This is a genomic window from Kitasatospora sp. NPDC059599, assembly GCF_042735125.1.
Classification (GTDB): Bacteria; Actinomycetota; Actinomycetes; order Streptomycetales; family Streptomycetaceae; genus Kitasatospora.
The window spans coordinates 16935-35369 of the sequence record NZ_JBHWCL010000098.1; the positions used below are offsets into that span (position 1 = coordinate 16935).

Sequence of the window (18435 nt, forward strand, 5' to 3'; positions counted from 1 at the left end):
GGGCTGCGGGGAAGGTCAGCCCCTGGCTCGGCCGGCTCGGCCGCGCCGCATTGCCGCTCCGTTCGACGTCATGGTGGCCATCGAGATCGCCGCGAGGCCGAGCAGGAACATCACGGCACCGACGATGATGCAGGTGACGATGTTCTTGCCGTGCGCGGCGGAACCGGAGACCGCCCACGGGGAGATGATCGTCCAGGCACCGAGCGCGGTGGCCGCCCAGGCCCTCGCGTGGGTGCGTTCGTAGGCCGAGCCGTAGCCGGCCATCAGCGCCGTGTAGGCCAGACCCACGATCAGGCAGGTCACGGTCAGGGTGCTGAACGCGGTGAAGCCGACGATCCATGGCGATGCTGCCAGGAAGAGACCGGCCAGGATGGCCAGGGCTTCGATGCCCTGGGCGCGGGGGGTCGAGGTGACCCGCTCGTAGTGTTCGCGCAGTTCGACGATGTCCGGATGGTGCTCCATGCCCGTCGGGATATGGGTTGCCACCGATACCACCTCCTGTGGTCCGGAACGTGGAGGGCCTTCGCCCGTAACGGTGCGTGCCCCGTACCCATTCTGTCCCTTCTCTAACGGTTTGCACCTAATTGCCGATAATGATCGATAACCATCCGATCACGCCGGTGACCTGCGTCTCAACGTCGCGGGGTGCCATTGCCTATGCAATTCGTTGCATAGCAGGATGCGGGTCATGGCACTGGAGCACGCGATCCTCGTCTCGCTGCTGGAGCAGCCCGGCTCCGGCTACGAGCTGGCCCGGCGCTTCGACCGCTCCATCGGACGCTTCTGGACCGCCACCCACCAGCAGATCTACCGGGTGCTGCGGCGCATGGAAGCGGACGGCTGGGTGGCCGCGCAGGAGGTCACCCAGGACGGGCGCCCGGACAAGAAGGTCTACTCGGCGGCCGACGCCGGACGGGCCGCACTGTCCGACTGGCTGCGGCAGCCGGTCGAGCCGGAGACCGTCCGGCACGAGCTCGCGGTCAAGATCCGGGCCGCCGCCTTCGACGACCCGGCCGCGCTGATCCCCGAGGTCGAACGCCACCGCGAGGGCCACGCCGCCCTGCTCGCCCGCTACCTGCACGGCGAGCAGCGGGACTTCCCCGACCTCGACGCGCTCGACACCCGCCAGGAACTGCAGCACGTGGTGCTGCGCGGCGGCATCGAGTTCGAGCGGATGACCCTCGCCTGGCTCGACGACGTGCTCGCCACCCTGCGCCGCCTCGCCGGCGACCGGCCGTCCTGACGGCCCACACCCTCGCCCCTCTCGACACCCAGGAGCCCCGTGATGCTCTTCAACCCGCGCACCTACGACCCCGCACAGTTCGACGAGCCGACCCGCCGGCTGCTGCGCGCGACCGTGGACTGGTTCGAGTCCCGCGGCAAGAAGGCGCTGATCGACACCTACATCGACCGCACCTGGTACGCCGACTTCCTCGAATTCGCCGCGAAGGAAGGCCTGTTCGCGGAGTTCCTGACCCCGTCCGCGGCCGACCCCGACAAGCGCTGGGACACCGCCCGGATCGCCGAGCTGAACGAGATCCTCGGCTTCTACGGCCTCGGCTACTGGTACACCTGGCAGGTCACCATCCTGGGCCTCGGCCCGGTCTGGCAGAGCGAGAACGAGGCCGTCCGGGCCCGCGCCGCCAAGCTCCTGGCGGAGGGCCACGTCATGGCGTTCGGCCTCTCCGAGCGCTCCCACGGCGCCGACATCTACTCCACCGACATGATCCTCACCCCGGACGGCGAGGGCGGCTTCACCGCGACCGGCCCCAAGTACTACATCGGCAACGGCAACGTGGCCGGCCTGGTCTCGGTGTTCGGCCGCCGCTCGGACGTCGAGGGCCCCGAGGGCTACGTCTTCTTCGCCGCCGACAGCCGCCACGAGGCGTACCACCTGGTCAAGAACGTGGTGAACGCCCAGATGTACGTCAGCGAGTTCCGCCTGGAGGACTACCCGGTGCGCGCCGAGGACGTGCTGCACACCGGCCAGGCCGCCTTCGACGCCGCCCTGAACACCGTCAACGTCGGCAAGTTCAACCTCTGCACCGCCTCCGTCGGCATCTGCGAGCACGCGATGTACGAGGCCGTCACGCACGCCCGCAACCGGGTGCTGTACGGCAGGAACGTCACCGACTTCCCGCACGTCAAGCGGGAGTTGACCGACGCGTACGTCCGCCTGGTCGCGATGAAGCTGTTCAGCGCGCGGGCCGTGGACTACTTCCGCACCGCCTCCGCCGAGGACCGCCGGTACCTGCTGTTCAACCCGATGACCAAGATGAAGGTCACCACCGAGGGCGAGAAGGTCATCGACCTCATGTGGGACGTCATCGCGGCCAAGGGCTTCGAGGCGGACACCTACTTCGACAAGGCGGCGAAGGACATCCGCGGCCTGCCGAAGCTGGAGGGAACCGTCCACGTCAACCTGGCGCTGATCCTCAAGTTCATGGGCAACTACCTGTTCGCCCCGGCCGACTACGCCCCGGTGCCGACCCGCCTGGACGCCGCCGACGACGCCTTCCTGTTCCGTCAGGGCCCGGCCCGCGGCCTCGGCGCGATCCGCTTCCACGACTGGCGCGCCGCCTACGACCGCCACGCGCAGCTGCCCAACGTCGCCCGGTTCCGCGAACAGGCCGACAGCTTCTGCGAGCTGCTCCTCAGCCACGCGCCGAGCAAGGAGCAGCAGGCCGACCTGGACTTCCTGCTGGAGATCGGCCAGCTGTTCGCGCTGATCGTCTACGGCCAGCTGGTGCTGGAGCAGGCCGAGTTGACCGGCCTCACGGCGTCCGACGCGGGCGGCGACGTGCTGGACCAGCTCTTCGACGCCCTGGTCCGCGACTTCTCCGCGCACGCCACCGAGCTGCACGGCAAGGCCTCCACCACCGAGGAGCAGGCCGCCTGGGCGCTGGCCAACGTGCGCCGCCCGGTGTCGGACGCGGCACGGGCCGCGCGGGTGTGGGAGCAGGTCGAGGCGCTCTCCGGCGCGTACGAGATGCAGCCGTAACGGGATCGCAGGACCTGAAGGGCCCCGGGGGTGGCGGGGGGGGGACCGGCACCCCCGGTTTCACGTCCGTCGCTACGGCTACGCACCCCGGGGGCCTCGAGCCCTCGGGCCCCGAGCCGTTGCCTCGGCGCGGCGGTACGTCGGTGCGGCGCCTCAGCCGTCCCCGAGACCCATGTCCCGGGCCCGGGCCACCGCCTCGGCGCGGGTGGCGACGTGCAGCTTCTCGAAGATGTGCGTGATGTGGTTGCGGACGGTCTTCTCCGCGACCACCAGCTCCCGGGCGATCCGCCGGTTGTCCAGCCCGCGCGCGACCAGGTCCAGCACCTCCGCCTCGCGGGCGGTGAGGTCCGGGAACAGCTGCCCCGCCTCGCGCATCCGGGCCCCGGCCAGCAGGGCGGTGATCCGCCCGGCCACCTCGCCGCCGAACACCGCGCCGCCCGCGGCGACCGTCCGGACCGCGTGCAGCACCTCCTCCCGGCCCGCGCCCTTGACCAGGTAGCCACGCGCGCCCGCCTGGAGCGCGGCGAGCAGGTTGCCGTCGTCGTCCGACATGGTCAGCATCAGCACCGGCGGCGGCGCCTCCTGGGTGGCGAGCCGGCGCACGGCCTCCAGCCCGGAGCCGTCGGGCAGCGAGAGATCCATGATCACCACGTCGGGGCGGTGCCGGTCGACCGCCTCCGGCACATCGGCGACCCGCTCGGCCTCGGCCACCACGAGGACGCCGGCGGCACTCTCCAGCGCCGCCTTGAGACCCTCCCGGAAGAGGGGGTGATCGTCGACGATCAGTACACGGACGGGCGCCGCTGCGACCGGTCCCGAGGGCGCCACCGACTGTTCTTCATCCACACGGCCGACACTACCAGCGGCGAACCGGCTACTTTCCGTGACATGCTCGGAAGTCGTCCGCGTGGCGGGCGGTGCGGGAACCGATCCGGCACCAGAACCGGGAACCGGGAACCGGGAATCGGGGACAGCATCCGAGACCACTGCCTCAGGCGCCCGGGACCCCGGGCCCGCGAAACTGGAATCCGGTTTGGTCCACGCCGCCGGCCGGCCCACCGACCGGGCGTCCGCACCGCCGGGGGTCCGTACCCACTCCGTCCCGCCGGCCCGGCCCGACTGCGAGGTGGCGCCATGAGCACGCCGACCCCCGCCCGGCGTCGCACGCCGGCCCAACGACAGCTCACCGCCGCGGCAGTCGTCACGGCGGTCTGCCTCGTCGCCGCGACGCTGTGGATCTGCTACGTGCTGGTGCACCTCGGCGATCCGAACGTCCACCAACCGCGTGACGAACTCGCCATCCTGGTCTACGCCCTGCCGACCGCCGGGGCGGGCATGCTGCTGCACGCCCACCGCCCGGGCAGCCCGCTCGGCTGGGTCATGCTGGTCTACGCGCTGACCGACATCGTGCAGTTCACGGCGGCCGCGCCGGTCTGGGTCGAAGTCACCGACCCGGGCATCGTCGGCGCCGTCGCCGTCCTCGACGCGCTCTGCAGATCGGTCAACGTGACGATCTTCTACGTGCTCCCGCTCTGGCTGCCGGACGGCCGGCTGACGACGCGGCGCTGGTGGTGGTACATCGCGGCCGTGGCCGTGTTCGTGGTCCCGGAGATGTCCCAGCGGCTCGCCCTGCCGAAGGCCTTCGGGCGGCCCAACCCGTTCGCCGGCAACGCCCCGGCGCACTACTTCGGCGTCGCCACCGACGCGCTCGGCGGCCACGACCTGCTGGTCAGCGAATGCCTGGTCGGGATCGTCACCGTCGTCCTCCTGACCCGCCTGCTGCGCCCGCGCCGCCACCAGGGCGACCCGGAGGAACTGCGCCGGCACCGGCTGCGGGTCGCGGCGATGCTCGGCGCGTACCTGCTCTGGGCCGGGATGCAGGACATGTACTCGCGGACCTGGACCGCGCACTACTGGCTCAGTTACTCGCTGTTCGCCGCCGCCGGGCTGGTCTGGGCGGTCGCGGTGGCCTTCCTGGTCGTCCGCGACCACGGCTGGCGGCTCGACCGGGCCGCCCGCAGCGTGCTGATCGGGCTGATGCTGGGCACCGGCGTCACCACGCTGTTCGTGGTCGCCGCCGCCGTGCTCTCCACCTGGCTGCTGCCCGGGCGCGGCGGGGCGGCCCTGCTGCTGATCGCCCTGATGTACGCGCTCGGCGCGGCCCTGCCGCGGGCCGCGCGGCGGGTCGTCACCCTGGTCGACCGGCTGTACTACGGCGAGCGTGCGCAGCCCTACCAGGTGCTGCGCACGCTCGCCGGGCGGGTGCGGCAGGTGGTCGACCCCGCGCGGCTGCCCGGGGCACTGTGCGCGACGGTCGCCGAGGAGCTTCGGCTGCCCGGGGTCGCCCTCGCCGTCACCACCCGGGCCGGGCGGCGCACCCTGGCCACCGCCGGACGGCTGGACGGGCGCAGCCAGGACTTCGCACTGGTCCACAACGGTCTGCCGATCGGCGAGCTGACCGTCGGCCTGCGCGCGGGCGAGGAGCGGCTGGAGGCCAGCGACATCGACATCCTGCGCTCGCTCGCCGACCAGGCCTCCCCGGCCGTGGCCTCACTGCGGCTCCAGGAGGACCTGCAGGCCAGCCGGGAGCAGATCGTCGCCGCGCGGGAGGAGGAGCGGCGGTGGCTGCGGCGCGACATCCACGACGGGCTCGGACCGGCACTGGCCGGACTGCGGCTGCGGGTGGACAACGCCGCCACGTCGGCGGACGACGAGCTCTCGGACACGCTGCGCGGGGTCTCGGACGGCCTGGGGATGACGATCAAGGACGTCCGCCGGATCACCGACCGGCTCGGGCCCGCGCCGCTCGGCGAGTTCGGACTGGCCCGGGCGGTCCGGCAGTTGGCGGACACCTTCAGCGGCACGGGACTGACCGTGTCGGCGGAGCTGTCGCCGGAGCCGCTGCCGGCGCTTCCGGCGGCGGTGGAGGTCGCGGCGTACCGCATCACGGCGGAGGCGCTCAACAACGTGCTGCGGCACGCCCGGGCACGGACGGTGCTGGTGACGCTGCGGGTGGACGACGAGGCACTGACGCTCACGGTGCGGGACGACGGGGTGGGGTACCGGCCGGACGGGGACTCCCCGGTGGACGGCGGCGGGGTGGGGCTGCGGTCGATGGCGGACCGGGCGGCGGAGATCGGCGGCCACTGCTCGATCCGGACGCTGCCGTCGGACCGGGGCACCCAGGTGCTGGCGGTGCTGCCGCGCTCGGCGACGACGGACCGGTGACGGACCGGACGGCGAGCGGCGAACGGCAGTGGGCAGTCGGAAGCCGGCGGTCCGGTCCGGTTCACGGCAGATACAGGACAGCGAACGACGAACAACACACGACGAACAGCTGACAGATTTCGAAATCTGTCAGCTGTTCGTTGTCATTCGTCGACTGGGATCAGCCGTCAGGGACGGTCAGCCACCGGGGATCGGCGGCGTCGCACAGGTGCCGGGCTGGCAGCCGATGCCGCCTCCGCCGTCCGGTGTCGGGGTCGGGGTCGGGCGCGGTCCGGGGGACAGCGCGTTGCTGCCGCCGGACGCCGGGGCCGAGGACGAGCAGGCATGGCGCACAGCCGTGGCCGCCGCGATCACGCCCGCCAGGACGCCGGCCGCACAGATCGCCGTGGTGAGCGGGTTCGTTGACATGAGGTGGCACTCCTTGATCTTCCAAGAGACCGATCGAGGTCGATCGCCCGGTCTCAACTCTGCGGACGGACGCGCCCCGAGCGCATGGGCTTGGTGTCCCATTCCGGTCCCGACTCGGCGCCGGGGGCGCCGATCCGGCCCAGCACGAAGGTCACCGGTTCGCGCGATCCGGCCCGGAGGCCGTACCGCTCCTTCGCCCTGACGTAGACCAGGTCGCCGGCCCGCACGGGCACCTCGCCGAGTTCGCCGAGGAAGGCCCCGGCCCCGGACAGGACCAGCAGGAAGGCGTCGGCCGCGCGGTCCTCGTACGGCCCGCAGAGGCCGCCGGGGTCGAGGTCCACGACGCCCACGTCGACCTGCCGCCAGGTCTTGGCGGACTCCGGGCCCGAGCGCTGGGCCGGGATGGCCCCCCGGGAGGGGGTGGGACGGACGGTGAGCACGGTGGTCGGCGCTCCCCGGACGGCGGTGAGCCGGCAGCTGCTGCCGGGCCGGTGGTGCATCGCGTCGCCCGGGGAGAGGATCCGGCCGGCCGCGAACAGTCGGCCGGACAGCACCACGGTCACCGACTCGGCCGACTCGTAGGGGAGTTGGTCGACCCGCACGCCGGGCGGCAAGGTCTCGACGGTCAGCCCGGCGCGGACGGCGGGCCGCTGGTCCGGGTCGATCAGCCGCCGGAGGACGGGCGCGGTGCGGGGGACGGCCGCTGGTACGACGATCACGAGAGGTCTCCTCGAACGGGGACTGGCAGGGCCGGTCGGAGACGGACGGGTGGGTCAGGGCCGGTCCCGGCGGGCCGCGCGGCGCCGGGCCAGGGCGGCGCGGGTGCCGGCGGTGTGCCGGGGGACGGCGAGGGTCAGGCAGAGCAGTTCGGCGCCGAGCGGCCCGGCTTCGAGCTGCAGCGTGCGGCCCCGACGGGCCAGCAGCAGATCGCCTTCGGAGGCGAGGTGGTCCGGCTCGTCGGTGAGCCGGCCGACCACGGCGGCGCCGCGCAACACGTGCAGGACGGTCTCGGCATCGGGCTGCCCGGTCAGCTCGTGGTGGGCACCGGGGCTCAGCCGCAGGTGGTCGAAGGCCTCGCAGGCGCTGGCGAGCATCGGGCGCCGGGCCAGGGAGCGGATCCGGACGCGTTCGCCGTTCGGGCCGAGGACGACCATGGCGGCGCCGGTGTCGGTGGTGACGATCATGCGGGTTCATCTCCGCTCGAAGGGGTGCGGACGTCGGCGGGGACGGTCAGGACGGCGTGGAAGTACTCCATCCCGGCGGTGCCGGCGGTGAGGACGGTCCGGGTGCCGAGCGGGAGGACCACGGCGGTGCCCTCGACGAGGGGGATGCCGCGGTCGCGCGGCCCGTCGTCACGGTCGTCCGGCGAGGCGTCGCGCCGCAGTGCGTGCCCGGGAGGTTCGGCGAGTCCGGAGCCGGCGGTGACGTAGAGCGCGTGCTCGACGCCGTCGGCGGCCACCTCGGTGCTGCGGCCCGGTTCGAGCCGTTGCAGGCCGACGCCGCGCAGCGGTCCCGCGAGCATGCGGCCGGGGTCGACGGCGCCGCGTCGGCGCAGGTCGGTGATGACGGTGCCCGGCATGTCGGGCGCTCCTTCCGGTCGCCGGCGGGCCCTGCGGTCCGCCTCTGCGATCCACGGTCCGGCGCCCGCTGTCCCGGCCGCACGGGGGTTGCGTCCCGTCCCGTTCCCGACGTGATCCCGGCTCGTTCCCGACGTGATCCCGGCCCGCGCCGGGCCCGATCCCGGTCGCTTCCCGGCCCGATCCCACGCGTTGCCCGACCTGATCCCACGCGTTGCCCGACCCGATCCCACGCGTTGCCCGGCCCGATCCCACGCGTTGCCCGACCCGGTCCCGGCCCGGTCCCGACCGGACCCCGGCCCGGCCCAGGTCGGCCCTCGCCGACCCCGGGCCCGGGCCCTCCCGGCCCCCGGAACGACGTACGGTGGAACCGGAGGCCGTGTCATGCACGTCACCGGATCCCACTTCACCCACTTCGCCGACCGCACCGACGCCGGCCGGCGGCTGGCCGCACGCCTCGGGGGCTTCGGCGGCCCCGGCACCGTCGTCGTGGCGCTGCCGAGGGGCGGGGTGCCGGTGGCCGCCGAGGTGGCCGTCGCGCTGGGGGCGCCGCTGGACATCTGCGTGATCCGCAAGCTCGGCGTGCCGTACCAGCCCGAGCTGGGCATGGGGGCGATCGGCGAGGACGGCGTCCGGGTGCTGAACGAGCAGGTCATCCGGCTCGCCTCGGTCACCGATGACCAACTGGCGGGGGTGGAGCGGCGCGAGCGCGCCGAGCTGGAGCGGCGGGCCCGCCGGTACCGGGGCGACCGCCCGCCCGCGGACGTGCGCGGGCGCACGGTCGTCGTGGTGGACGACGGCATCGCCACCGGGTCCACCGCCCGGGCGGCCTGCCGGATCGTCCGGGCGCGGGGCGCGGCCCGGGTGGTGCTCGCCGTACCGGTGGCGCCCGTGGACTGGACCGACCGCCTGGAGGAGGTCGCCGACGAGCTGGTCTGCGTCGACACGCCGTCCCCGTTCTTCGCGATCGGCGAGTTCTACGCCGACTTCTCGCAGACCGAGGACGAGGAGGTGCTGCGGCTGCTCGCCGAGGCCCGCGCGCGGGAGCGGGACGGGGCCGGGGACGGGATCGATGAGGGCGGGGACCGGGCCGGCGGCGAGGAGAGCGGGGACGAGTCCGGGGACGGGGTCGACCGCGAGCTGGTACTGCCCGCAGCCGGGGCCGGCCTCGCGGGCCGGCTGACCGTCCCGGCGGGCGCGTGCGGAGTCGTGGTCTTCGCGCACGGCAGCGGCAGCGGGCGGCGCAGTCCGCGCAACCGCCACGTCGCCGACCGGCTGAACCGGGCCGGGCTGGCCACGCTGCTGTTCGACCTGCTCACCGAGACGGAGGAATCGGACCGGCGGAACGTGTTCGACGTCGGGCTGCTGGGCTCCCGGCTGACCGCCGTCGCCCGGGGGCTGGGTGCCGGGAACGGCACCGGGGACGCCCTCGTGCCCGAGACCGGGGGCCTGCCGCTCGGCCTGTTCGGCGCCAGCACCGGCGCCGCCGCCGCGCTGCACACCGCCGCCGAACTGGGCCCGGCCGTGCGCGCCGTGGTCTCCAGGGGCGGCCGCCCGGACCTCGCCGGGGCGGAGGCACTGGGCCGGGTCAGCGCGCCGACGCTGCTCGTGGTCGGCTCCCTGGACACCACGGTCCTCGACCTCAACCGGCGGGCCGGAAGCCGGCTGCGCTGCGAGAGTGAACTGGTGGTGGTGCCGCGCGCGACCCACCTGTTCGAGGAGCCCGGAGCCCTCGACGAGGTCGCTGAGCTGGCCCGGAACTGGTTCCTGCGACACCTCGCCGGGCGCCGGTCCGACGCCCGGAACCCCTGAACGACCCGTGAACACCGATTGCGCAGACTTCGTGCATCACCCCGGATCGGCAGCACATTTTGCGCAGTACGAGCTGGGAAAATCTGTTCAGCTTGTACACATTGAGCAGTGAAAAACCGACCTGTTGCCCAACCACCCCGACAGGAGCAAGCTCTCCGCAACCGCACCGCCCACCCATCCGCGGTGTGGCCGCGATCCAGCGGAAGCCTCAAAGCCGAGGCCCGAAGTGGAGGAACGACCGATGACCACGCAGTCCCACGCCCTTGAGCTGACCCCCGAGGAGCGCGAGGCCGGTCTTGACGCCGACCAGCTGCGCCGCCTCGTCGGCCTCGTCGAGCACGACGCGGCCGCCGACCCGTTCCCGGTCACGGCCCAGGACGCGGTCGTCTTCGTCGTCGGCAACGCCACCCAGACGGCCCAGTTCTACCAGGTCGTGTTCGGCATGGAGCTGGTCGCCTACTCCGGTCCGGAGACCGGCCGCCGCGACCGCAAGGCGTACGTGCTCCGCTCCGGCTCCTGCCGCTTCGTGATCAAGGGCGGCGTCCAGCCGGGCAGCGCCCTGCTGGACCACCACCGCCGCCACGGCGACGGCGTCGTCGACCTCGCCCTGGAGGTCCCGGACGTCGACAAGTGCATCGAGCACGCCCGCGCGTCCGGCGCCACCGTCCTGGAGGAGCCGAACGACGTCTCGGACGAGAACGGCACCGTGCGCCGCGCGGCCATCGCCACCTACGGCGAGACCCGGCACACCCTGATCGACCGCTCCCGCTACCACGGCCCCTACCTGCCGGGCTACGTCGTCGCCGAGAGCAAGGTGAAGCACCCGGAGGGCTCGCCCAAGCGCCTCTTCCAGGCCCTCGACCACGCCGTCGGCAACGTCGAGCTGGGCCGGATGGACGAGTGGGTGTCGTTCTACAACCGCGTCATGGGCTTCGTGAACATGGCCGAGTTCGTCGGCGACGACATCGCCACCGAGTACTCCGCGCTGATGTCCAAGGTCGTCGCCAGCGGCAACCACCGGGTGAAGTTCCCGCTCAACGAGCCGGCCATCGCCAAGAAGAAGTCCCAGATCGACGAGTACCTGGAGTTCTACACCGGCCCCGGCTGCCAGCACATGGCGCTCGCCACCAACGACATCCTCACCACCGTGGACGTGCTGCGTGCGCGCGGCGTGGAGTTCCTCAACACCCCCGACGCGTACTACGACGACCCGGAGCTGCGCGAGCGGATCGGCAAGGTCCGGGTGCCGATCGAGGAGCTGAAGAAGCGCGGCATCCTGGTCGACCGCGACGAGGACGGCTACCTGCTGCAGATCTTCACCAAGCCGATCGGCGACCGCCCGACCGTCTTCTACGAGTTCATCGAGCGCCACGGTTCGCTGGGCTTCGGCAAGGGCAACTTCAAGGCGCTCTTCGAGTCCATCGAGCGCGAGCAGGACCGACGCGGCAACCTGTGAGCGTCGGAGAGCTCTGACGAACGGTCGAGGAGGACCACGGAGATGGCGTACTACCGGCAGCTGGGCAGCATCCCGCCCAAGCGGCACACCCAGCACCGCACTCCCGAAGGCGGCTTGTACTACGAGGAGTTGATGGGCGAGGAGGGGTTCTCCTCGGACTCCTCGCTGCTCTACCACCGGGGCATCCCCTCGGCCGTCGTCAACGCGGTGCCGTGGGAGCTCCCGGACCAGTCCACGGTGCCCAACCACCCGCTGCTCCCCCGTCACCTCAAGCTGCACGACCTGTTCGCGGCCCAGGAGTGGAAGTCCGCGGACGTCGTGAGCAGCCGTCGGCTGGTCCTCGGCAACGGCGACGTGCGGATCTCGTACGTCGCCGCCGGGGCCCCCAGCGAGCTGTACCGCAACGGACTCGGCGACGAGTGCGTGTACGTGGAGTCCGGCTCGGGCACGGTCGAGACGGTGTTCGGCTCGATCGAGGTCGGCCAGGGCGACTACGTCATCATCCCGCGCGCCACCACCCACCGCTGGGTGCCCGCCGGTGACGAGCCGCTGCGCGCGTACTGCATCGAGGCGAACAGCCACATCACCCCGGTCAAGCGCTACCTCTCCAAGTACGGCCAGCTGCTGGAGCACGCGCCGTACTGCGAGCGGGACTTCCGCGGGCCGGTCGGCCCGCTGGTGGTCGACGCCCCCGGGGACGTCGACGTGCTGGTCAAGCACCGCGGCCCGCACGGGGTCTCGGGCACCCGCTACACCGTGCCGCACCACCCCTTCGACGTGGTCGGCTGGGACGGCTGCCTGTACCCGTACGCCTTCAACATCCGGGACTTCGAGCCGATCACCGGCCGGATCCACCAGCCGCCGCCGGCGCACCAGGTGTTCGAGGGCAACAACTTCGTGATCTGCAACTTCGTCCCGCGCAAGGTGGACTACCACCCGCTGTCGATCCCGGTGCCCTACTACCACGCCAACGTGGACAGCGACGAGGTCATGTTCTACTGCGGCGGCGACTACGCGGCGCGCAAGGGCTCGGGCATCGGCCAGGGGTCGATCTCGCTGCACCCCGGCGGGCACACCCACGGGCCGCAGCCGGGCGCGTACGAGCGCAGCATCGGCGCGGAGTTCTTCGACGAGCTCGCCGTCATGGTGGACACCTTCCGCCCGCTGGAGCTCGGCGAGGGCGGCCGGGCGAGCGAGGACGACAACTACGCCTGGACCTGGGCCGGTCGGGGGCCCGGGCGATGAACGGCCTGCCTCCGGGGGGTGTCATCCCCGAGCTGTTCCACGGGCTCTTCGACGACGCGGCGGTGTTCCCGCCGGGGAACCTGCCGGTCGCCGAGGCGGTACCCGCGCACCGCGTCCACCGCGCGGCCTGGTACGCCGAGGCGGTCGGCCCGCTCCTCTGCGGGGCGGGCCGGCTGGGCGAGCTGGCCGCGGCGGTGGCCGCCGGCCCGGCGGTGACGGCCGCCGCGGGCGGTTCCGCGGGGGCGGGCGGTCCGGCGGGGGCGGGCGTCGCGCCGCTCAGGGTCGGGCTGGTGCTGCCGGGGGGCAGCGCCGAGCTCGCCGGGGCGCTCGCCGCCGCCGCGCCGTTCGGACTGGCCGGCGTCGAACTGGCCACCCGGGACGCCGCCGAGGCGGTCGCCGCACTGGACCGGCTGCTGCCGCCGGACGTCCCGGCCGCCGTCGAACTCCCGCGCGAACTCCTGCGCGGGGACGACCTGGACGCCGTCCTGGACGTGCTGGTGGACAGCCCGTACCGGGCGAAGTTCCGCACCGGCGGCCTGGTCGCCGAGGCCTTCCCGGACGAGGCGGAGCTGGCCGCCTTCCTGACCGGCTGCGCGCAGCGCGGACTGCCGTACAAGTGCACGGCGGGACTGCACAACGCCGTCCGGCACACCGACCCGGAGACCGGGTTCGAGCACCACGGCTTCCTGAACGTGCTGCTGGCCGCGCAGGAGACCGACCCGGCCGCAGCCGTAGCGGTGCTGGCGGAGCGCGACGGCGAGGCCCTGGCCAAGGCGGTGCACGCACTGACGGATCGTCAGGTTACCGTGATCCGCAACTCGTTCACCGCCTTCGGCACCTGCAGCATCGCCGAGCCCCTGGGCGACCTGGCCGCGCTCGGCCTGCTGTCGTCGCCCACTCCACCGCACCAGGAGGACCGTTGACCACCCCCCGCAGCTGGCTCGCCAGCGCCCAGGACTCGCCGTTCGGCGTGCACAACCTGCCGTACGGCGTCTTCACCGCCGCCGACCAGCCCGGTCGGCGCCGGATCGGCGTGCGCGTCGGGGACTTCGTGCTGGACGCCGGGGCGGCCGCCCGCGCGGCCGGCGCGCCCTCGGCACTGCTGGAGGCGGACTCGCTCAACCCGCTGATGGCGGCGGGGCGTCCGGTCTGGACCCGGGTGCGGGCGGACCTCACCGGGTGGCTCACCGACGAGTCCTTCCGCGAGGCGCTGTCGCCGGCGCTGCTGCCGGTGGACGAGGTCGAACTGCACCTGCCGTTCCAGGTCGCCGACTACGTCGACTTCTACGCCTCCGAGCACCACGCCACCAACCTCGGCCGGATCTTCCGCCCCGGCTCGGAGCCGCTCACGCCCAACTGGAAGCACCTGCCGATCGGTTACCACGGACGGGCGGGCACCGTCGTGGTCTCCGGCACCCCGGTGGTGCGGCCGCACGGGCAGCGCAAGGCGCCCGCCGACCCGGCGCCCACCTTCGGACCCTCGCGCCGCCTGGACATCGAGGCCGAGGTCGGCTTCGTCGTCGGCGCGCCCTCGGAACTGGGCCGGCCGGTCACGCTGGACGACTTCCGCGAGCACGTGTTCGGCGTCTGCCTGCTCAACGACTGGTCGGCGCGCGACATCCAGGCCTGGGAGTACGTGCCGCTCGGCCCGTTCCTCGGCAAGTCCTTCGCGACCTCGATCTCGCCGTGGATCGTCCCGCTGGACGCGCTGCAGCACGCCCGGGTCACGCCGCCGGCACGCGACGTCGAGCCGCTGGCGTACCTGGACGACCGGGGCGGCGAGCCGTGGGGCCTGGACCTGGCGATGGAGGTCCGGCTGAACGGGCACCTGGTCTCCCGCCCGCCGTTCGCCGGGATGTACTGGACGGCGCAGCAGCAGCTGACCCACATGACCGTCAACGGCGCCTCGCTGCGCACCGGCGACCTGTTCGCCTCCGGGACGGTCAGCGGCCCGGAGCCGGAGACCCGGGGTGCGTTGATCGAGCTGACCTGGAACGGCGAGGAGCCGCTGAAGCTCCCGGACGGCACCACCCGCACCTTCCTGGAGGACGGCGACGAGGTCGTCATCACCGCCACCGCGCCCGGGGCGGACGGCACCGTGGTCGGGTTCGGCGAGGTGACCGGGCGGGTCCGCGGCTGACGACGGGCGCCCTCCGGACGCGTGGCAACGCCCCGCAGGGACGGGTGACCCGGGATCGGGGGCGACCCCGTCGCGCTTTCCCATGACAGCTGACAGCTGACAGATTTCATCATCTGTCAGCTGTCAGTCAGTTTCGGGGGCCGCCCCGCGCCCACCGGGGCCCACCCCCTAAAGGCCCGCGCCGCCCGTGGCGTCGATGACCCGCCCGGTCACCCAGCGCGCGTCGTCGGAGGCGAGGAAGGCGACGACGTCCGCGACGTCCTCCGGCTGACCGACCCGGCCGAGCGCGGCGACCGAGGCCGCGTGGGCCTGCGCCGCCGGGTTGCCGCGCAGCCAGCCGGCGTTGACGTCGGTGTCCACGATGCCGGGCGCGACCGAGTTCACGGTGATCCCGCGCGGGCCCAGCTGCTTGGCGAGGTTGAGGGTGAAGGTGTCCAGTGCCCCCTTGGTCGCGCCGTAGGCGATGATCTCGGGCATCGCCAGCCGGGCGGCGCCGCTGGAGATGTTGATGATCCGGCCGCCGTCGCGCAGCCGCTCCAGCCCGTGCCGCACCACGAAGAAGGGCGCGCGGACGTTGACGGCGAACACCTCGTCGAACGCCTCCTCGGTCAGCGCGTCGAGCGCCGAGCTGCGCCCGATCCCGGCGTTGTTGACGATGACGTCCACCCCGCCGTCCGGCGCGTGCGCCCCGATCGCGGCGTCGAAGGCCTCCCACAGCGCGGCCGCGTCACCGTGCCGGCCGAGTTCGGCCCGCAGCGCGAAGGCGCGGCCGCCGTCCGCGCGGATGCCGGCCACCACCTCGTCCGCCGCCGCCCCGTCGCGGGCGTAACCGACGGCGACGGTGGCGCCGTCCCTCCCGAGCCGGCGGGCGATGGCCCGGCCGATCCCCCGACTGCCGCCCGTGACCAGCGCCGTCTTGCCGTCGAGCCTGTTCGTGCCCATGGCGGATCTCCCTCCGGTCGCACACCCTGAATTATTGAGCGATCGCTCAAGAAAAACGCTAACACACACTTCTTGAGCGAGTGCTCTAAAATTCGGTGCATGACCGAGGCACCCCAAGCCCCCCGCACCAGGCGCGGCCGCCCACCGGCCTTCGACCGCACCGAAGCCCTGGCCGCCGCCACCCTGCTGTTCTGGGAGCGCGGCTACGAGGCCACCTCCGTCACCGACCTGACCACCGCCATGGGCATCCGCCCGGGCAGCCTGTACGCCGCGTTCGGCGACAAGCGGTCGCTGTTCGAGGAGGTCGTCCGCCGGTACGGCCTGTCCCCCGTCGGCGCGTTCGCGAGCGTCGCGCTCACCGAGGAGAGCACCGCGTACGGCGCCTTCGCCCGCATCCTGCGCGAGGCCGCCGCCGTCTATCCCGACCCGTCCCACCCGGCCGGCTGCCTGGTGATCTCGGCCGCCACCAACGTCTCCGCGCAGGACGCCGGGGTCCAGGCCCACCTGCGCGAACTACGCAACGGCAACATGCGGCTCTTCGAGGCACGCCTCCACCGGGCCCGGGAGGAGGGCGAACTGCCGCCCGGGGCCGACCCGAAGGCCCTGGCGGGCTACCTCGCCGCCGTCCTCCAGGGCATGTCGCAGCAGGCCAGGGACGGCGCCACCGCCGACGACCTGGCCCGCACCGCCGAACTCGCCCTGCGCGCCTGGCCGTGACCCGCCGCACCCGCCTCCCCTCCCGCGCTCCGGCGGCGCTCGCGGGCGCGGCCCCCGTTCCGGCCCGGTGATCACAACTCCGCACCGCCCCCGGTACGGTGGACGGCGGCAGCGGACAACGGGGGACGGCGGACGTCGCGCGACGGCGGACGCGGACCTCACGAAGGGGACGGGAGCGGGCCCGATGAGCGCAGAGGTGGCGGAGGTCCAGGCATTCCTGGACGGCGGGGTCGGACGGATCGTGCTGAACCGGCCGCGGGCGCTCAACTCACTGACCCACGGCATGATCACCGCCGTGCGCGCGACCCTGGACGAGTGGGCCACGGACGACCGGGTGCGCGTCGTCGTCCTCACCGGCGCGGGCGAGCGCGGACTCTGCGCGGGGGCCGACATCCGCGCGATGCACGACGACGCCAAGGCCGGCGGGGCCGGCACCCGGGCGTTCTTCCGCGACGAGTACCGGCTGAACGCCCTGATCGCCCGCTACCCGAAGCCGTACGTCGCGGTGATGGACGGCATCACGATGGGCGGCGGCGTCGGCCTGTCCGCCCACGGCGCGGTCCGGATCGTCACCGAGCGCTCCACCGTCGCGATGCCCGAGACCCGGATCGGGCTCGTCCCGGACGTCGGCGGCAGCCGCCTGCTCGCCCACGCCCCGGGCGAGTTGGGCATCCACCTCGGGCTCACCTCGGCCTCGATGGGCCCGGGCGACGCACTGCTGTGCGGGTTCGCGGACCACTTCGTGCCCTCGGCGCGGATCCCGGAGCTCCTCGACGCCCTCGCCCGCGGCGCCGACCCGGCCGACCCGGCCGCGTCGGCCACCGGCCCCACCACCGCCGACGTCGACGCCGTCGTCGCCGCCCACGCCGAGCCCGCACCGGCCGCCGCCCTGGCCGAGCAGCGCACCTGGATCGACGCCTGCTACGCGGCCGACACCGCCGAGGAGATCGTCGAGCACCTGCTGAACTCCGGCGTCCCGGAGGCGAAGGAAGCCGTCGAGCTGATCCTCGCCAACTCCCCCACCGCCGTGAAGGCCGCCCTGGCCGCGCTGCGCCGGGCCCGTACGCTCCCCTCCCTGGAAGCCGTGCTCGACCAGGAGTACCGCGTCTCCTGCGCCGCGCTGGACGGCCACGACCTGGTCGAGGGCATCCGCGCCCAGGTCATCGACAAGGACCGCAACCCCCGCTGGGAGCCCGCCGCGCTCGCCGGGGTGACGGCGGTCGACGTCGCCCGCTTCCTCGCCCCGCGCGAGGGCGACGAGCTGGGCTTGGCCTGACACCCCGGGGCGGGCGTTCCACCGCCCGACCGTGCGGCCACGACGCCGGTCCCGGCCCGCCCCCACCGGGGCTGGTGACCGGCGTCTCGCATATCAAGACTGGCGCGGACCAGGGCACGTCGTAGATCGTTGGGTGGTCAGGGCGCGCCCACACGGCGCCGAGCAGCGGACATGGGAGTCGACGGCGATGACCGAGACCGAGACCTACGAGACGATCCTGGTCGAGCGCAAGGGCCGGGTGGGGCTGATCACGCTCAACCGGCCCAAGGCGCTGAACGCGCTGAACACCCAGCTGATGAACGAGGTGGTCGCGGCCGCCACCGCCTTCGACCGGGACCCCGAGATCGGCTGTCTGGTGGTCACCGGTTCGGAGAAGGCCTTCGCGGCCGGCGCCGACATCAAGGAGATGCAGGGCAACCGCTTCCCGGACGTCTACCTGGACGACTGGCTGGGCCCGTGGGACCGCTTCGGCGCGCTGCGCAAGCCGGTCGTGGCGGCGGTGGCCGGCTTCGCACTGGGTGGCGGCTGCGAGCTGGCGATGATGTGCGACGTCCTGCTGGCGGCGGACACCGCGAAGTTCGGGCAGCCGGAGATCAAGCTCGGCGTCATCCCCGGCATCGGCGGCTCGCAGCG

18 protein-coding genes are annotated in these 18435 nt (G+C 73.2%); 11 read left to right on the forward strand and 7 right to left on the reverse strand.

All coding sequences use genetic code 11. The features are described 5' to 3' along the window. Positions 1-15: 15 nt before the first annotated feature. Positions 16-462, reverse strand: coding sequence for an SPW repeat protein (locus tag ACFV04_RS28765; protein ID WP_360251286.1), 447 nt, complete (start codon positions 460-462; stop codon positions 16-18). Positions 463-688: 226 nt separating this feature from the next. Here ACFV04_RS28765 and ACFV04_RS28770 point away from each other — a divergent pair, with 226 nt between their 5' ends. Then, positions 689-1243 carry a PadR family transcriptional regulator gene (locus tag ACFV04_RS28770; RefSeq protein WP_380348538.1) on the forward strand — a complete coding sequence of 185 codons (555 nt, stop codon included), beginning with the start codon at positions 689-691 and terminating at the stop codon, positions 1241-1243. A gap of 42 nt (positions 1244-1285) precedes the next feature. Continuing rightward, complete coding sequence (locus tag ACFV04_RS28775) at positions 1286-3001, forward strand: acyl-CoA dehydrogenase family protein (RefSeq protein ID WP_360251280.1); 1716 nt, start codon at positions 1286-1288, stop codon at positions 2999-3001. Between the two features lie 153 nt (positions 3002-3154). Here ACFV04_RS28775 and ACFV04_RS28780 read toward each other — a convergent pair whose 3' ends face one another. Continuing rightward, positions 3155-3847 (reverse strand): response regulator, encoded by a 693-nt coding sequence (locus ACFV04_RS28780; protein WP_380533503.1) that lies wholly within the window; start codon positions 3845-3847, stop codon positions 3155-3157. 288 nt (positions 3848-4135) lie between these two features. On the opposite strand from ACFV04_RS28780, the gene ACFV04_RS28785 reads away from it, so the two are divergent. Beyond that, positions 4136-6229 (forward strand): sensor histidine kinase, encoded by a 2094-nt coding sequence (locus ACFV04_RS28785; protein ID WP_380533505.1) that lies wholly within the window; start codon positions 4136-4138, stop codon positions 6227-6229. Positions 6230-6406: 177 nt separating this feature from the next. Here the strand turns inward: ACFV04_RS28785 and ACFV04_RS28790 are convergent, their stop codons facing one another. Genes ACFV04_RS28790 through ACFV04_RS28805 form a run of 4 tightly spaced genes read right to left on the reverse strand, consistent with a single transcriptional unit; the run spans position 6407 to position 8216 of the window. After that, positions 6407-6637: a hypothetical protein gene (locus tag ACFV04_RS28790; protein WP_380348859.1), complete on the reverse strand. Its 231-nt coding sequence runs from the start codon at positions 6635-6637 to the stop codon at positions 6407-6409. A 53-nt stretch (positions 6638-6690) separates the two neighbouring features. Continuing rightward, complete coding sequence (locus ACFV04_RS28795) at positions 6691-7356, reverse strand: cupin domain-containing protein (RefSeq protein ID WP_380348861.1); 666 nt, start codon at positions 7354-7356, stop codon at positions 6691-6693. A gap of 54 nt (positions 7357-7410) precedes the next feature. After that, positions 7411-7821 (reverse strand): hypothetical protein, encoded by a 411-nt coding sequence (locus tag ACFV04_RS28800; RefSeq protein WP_380533508.1) that lies wholly within the window; start codon positions 7819-7821, stop codon positions 7411-7413. Next, positions 7818-8216: a hypothetical protein gene (locus ACFV04_RS28805; RefSeq protein WP_380533510.1), complete on the reverse strand. Its 399-nt coding sequence runs from the start codon at positions 8214-8216 to the stop codon at positions 7818-7820. Before ACFV04_RS28805 ends, ACFV04_RS28800 begins: the two co-directional genes overlap by 4 nt. Positions 8217-8598: 382 nt before the next feature. Between ACFV04_RS28805 and ACFV04_RS28810 the strand changes: the two genes are divergently transcribed. From ACFV04_RS28810 to fahA, 5 genes are all read left to right on the forward strand, one after another. Next, the gene (locus tag ACFV04_RS28810; protein ID WP_380533512.1) at positions 8599-10026 is read left to right on the forward strand and encodes a phosphoribosyltransferase family protein; all 1428 of its coding nucleotides are present in this window, start codon (positions 8599-8601) and stop codon (positions 10024-10026) included. Between the two features lie 241 nt (positions 10027-10267). Then, positions 10268-11482, forward strand: a complete 1215-nt coding sequence (hppD, locus tag ACFV04_RS28815; protein ID WP_380348867.1) for a 4-hydroxyphenylpyruvate dioxygenase — start codon at positions 10268-10270, stop codon at positions 11480-11482. Positions 11483-11524: 42 nt separating this feature from the next. Beyond that, positions 11525-12727, forward strand: a complete 1203-nt coding sequence (locus tag ACFV04_RS28820; RefSeq protein ID WP_380348869.1) for a homogentisate 1,2-dioxygenase — start codon at positions 11525-11527, stop codon at positions 12725-12727. Further along, positions 12724-13650 carry a hypothetical protein gene (locus ACFV04_RS28825; protein WP_380533515.1) on the forward strand — a complete coding sequence of 309 codons (927 nt, stop codon included), beginning with the start codon at positions 12724-12726 and terminating at the stop codon, positions 13648-13650. The genes ACFV04_RS28820 and ACFV04_RS28825 overlap by 4 nt, the downstream gene beginning before the upstream one ends. After that, entirely contained in the window at positions 13647-14867 is a 1221-nt protein-coding gene (gene fahA / locus ACFV04_RS28830; RefSeq protein ID WP_380533517.1) for a fumarylacetoacetase, read from the forward strand. Before ACFV04_RS28825 ends, fahA begins: the two co-directional genes overlap by 4 nt. Before the next feature lie 168 nt (positions 14868-15035). Here fahA and ACFV04_RS28835 read toward each other — a convergent pair whose 3' ends face one another. Beyond that, positions 15036-15809: an SDR family oxidoreductase gene (locus ACFV04_RS28835; protein ID WP_380533519.1), complete on the reverse strand. Its 774-nt coding sequence runs from the start codon at positions 15807-15809 to the stop codon at positions 15036-15038. Positions 15810-15908: 99 nt separating this feature from the next. Between ACFV04_RS28835 and ACFV04_RS28840 the strand changes: the two genes are divergently transcribed. The 3 genes from ACFV04_RS28840 to ACFV04_RS28850 all read left to right on the forward strand — a co-directional run. Further along, positions 15909-16526 (forward strand): TetR/AcrR family transcriptional regulator, encoded by a 618-nt coding sequence (locus ACFV04_RS28840; protein WP_380348877.1) that lies wholly within the window; start codon positions 15909-15911, stop codon positions 16524-16526. Positions 16527-16710: 184 nt separating this feature from the next. After that, positions 16711-17802 (forward strand): enoyl-CoA hydratase/isomerase family protein, encoded by a 1092-nt coding sequence (locus tag ACFV04_RS28845; RefSeq protein ID WP_380533521.1) that lies wholly within the window; start codon positions 16711-16713, stop codon positions 17800-17802. Between the two features lie 187 nt (positions 17803-17989). Next, positions 17990-18435 (forward strand): enoyl-CoA hydratase-related protein (locus ACFV04_RS28850; protein ID WP_380533523.1); only part of this gene is annotated, 446 nt, incomplete at its 3' end.

Coding starts and splice junctions, on each gene's coding strand:
- ACFV04_RS28805 (WP_380533510.1), bottom strand. CDS start 8,216: ATGCCGGGCACCGTCATCACCGACCTGCGCCGACGCGGCGCCGTCGAC.
- ACFV04_RS28800 (WP_380533508.1), bottom strand. CDS start 7,821: ATGATCGTCACCACCGACACCGGCGCCGCCATGGTCGTCCTCGGCCCG.
- ACFV04_RS28840 (WP_380348877.1), top strand. CDS start 15,909: ATGACCGAGGCACCCCAAGCCCCCCGCACCAGGCGCGGCCGCCCACCG.
- hppD (WP_380348867.1), top strand. CDS start 10,268: ATGACCACGCAGTCCCACGCCCTTGAGCTGACCCCCGAGGAGCGCGAG.
- ACFV04_RS28785 (WP_380533505.1), top strand. CDS start 4,136: ATGAGCACGCCGACCCCCGCCCGGCGTCGCACGCCGGCCCAACGACAG.
- ACFV04_RS28825 (WP_380533515.1), top strand. CDS start 12,724: ATGAACGGCCTGCCTCCGGGGGGTGTCATCCCCGAGCTGTTCCACGGG.
- ACFV04_RS28810 (WP_380533512.1), top strand. CDS start 8,599: ATGCACGTCACCGGATCCCACTTCACCCACTTCGCCGACCGCACCGAC.
- ACFV04_RS28820 (WP_380348869.1), top strand. CDS start 11,525: ATGGCGTACTACCGGCAGCTGGGCAGCATCCCGCCCAAGCGGCACACC.
- ACFV04_RS28835 (WP_380533519.1), bottom strand. CDS start 15,809: ATGGGCACGAACAGGCTCGACGGCAAGACGGCGCTGGTCACGGGCGGC.
- ACFV04_RS28775 (WP_360251280.1), top strand. CDS start 1,286: ATGCTCTTCAACCCGCGCACCTACGACCCCGCACAGTTCGACGAGCCG.
- ACFV04_RS28845 (WP_380533521.1), top strand. CDS start 16,711: ATGAGCGCAGAGGTGGCGGAGGTCCAGGCATTCCTGGACGGCGGGGTC.
- ACFV04_RS28770 (WP_380348538.1), top strand. CDS start 689: ATGGCACTGGAGCACGCGATCCTCGTCTCGCTGCTGGAGCAGCCCGGC.
- ACFV04_RS28765 (WP_360251286.1), bottom strand. CDS start 462: ATGGAGCACCATCCGGACATCGTCGAACTGCGCGAACACTACGAGCGG.
- ACFV04_RS28790 (WP_380348859.1), bottom strand. CDS start 6,637: ATGTCAACGAACCCGCTCACCACGGCGATCTGTGCGGCCGGCGTCCTG.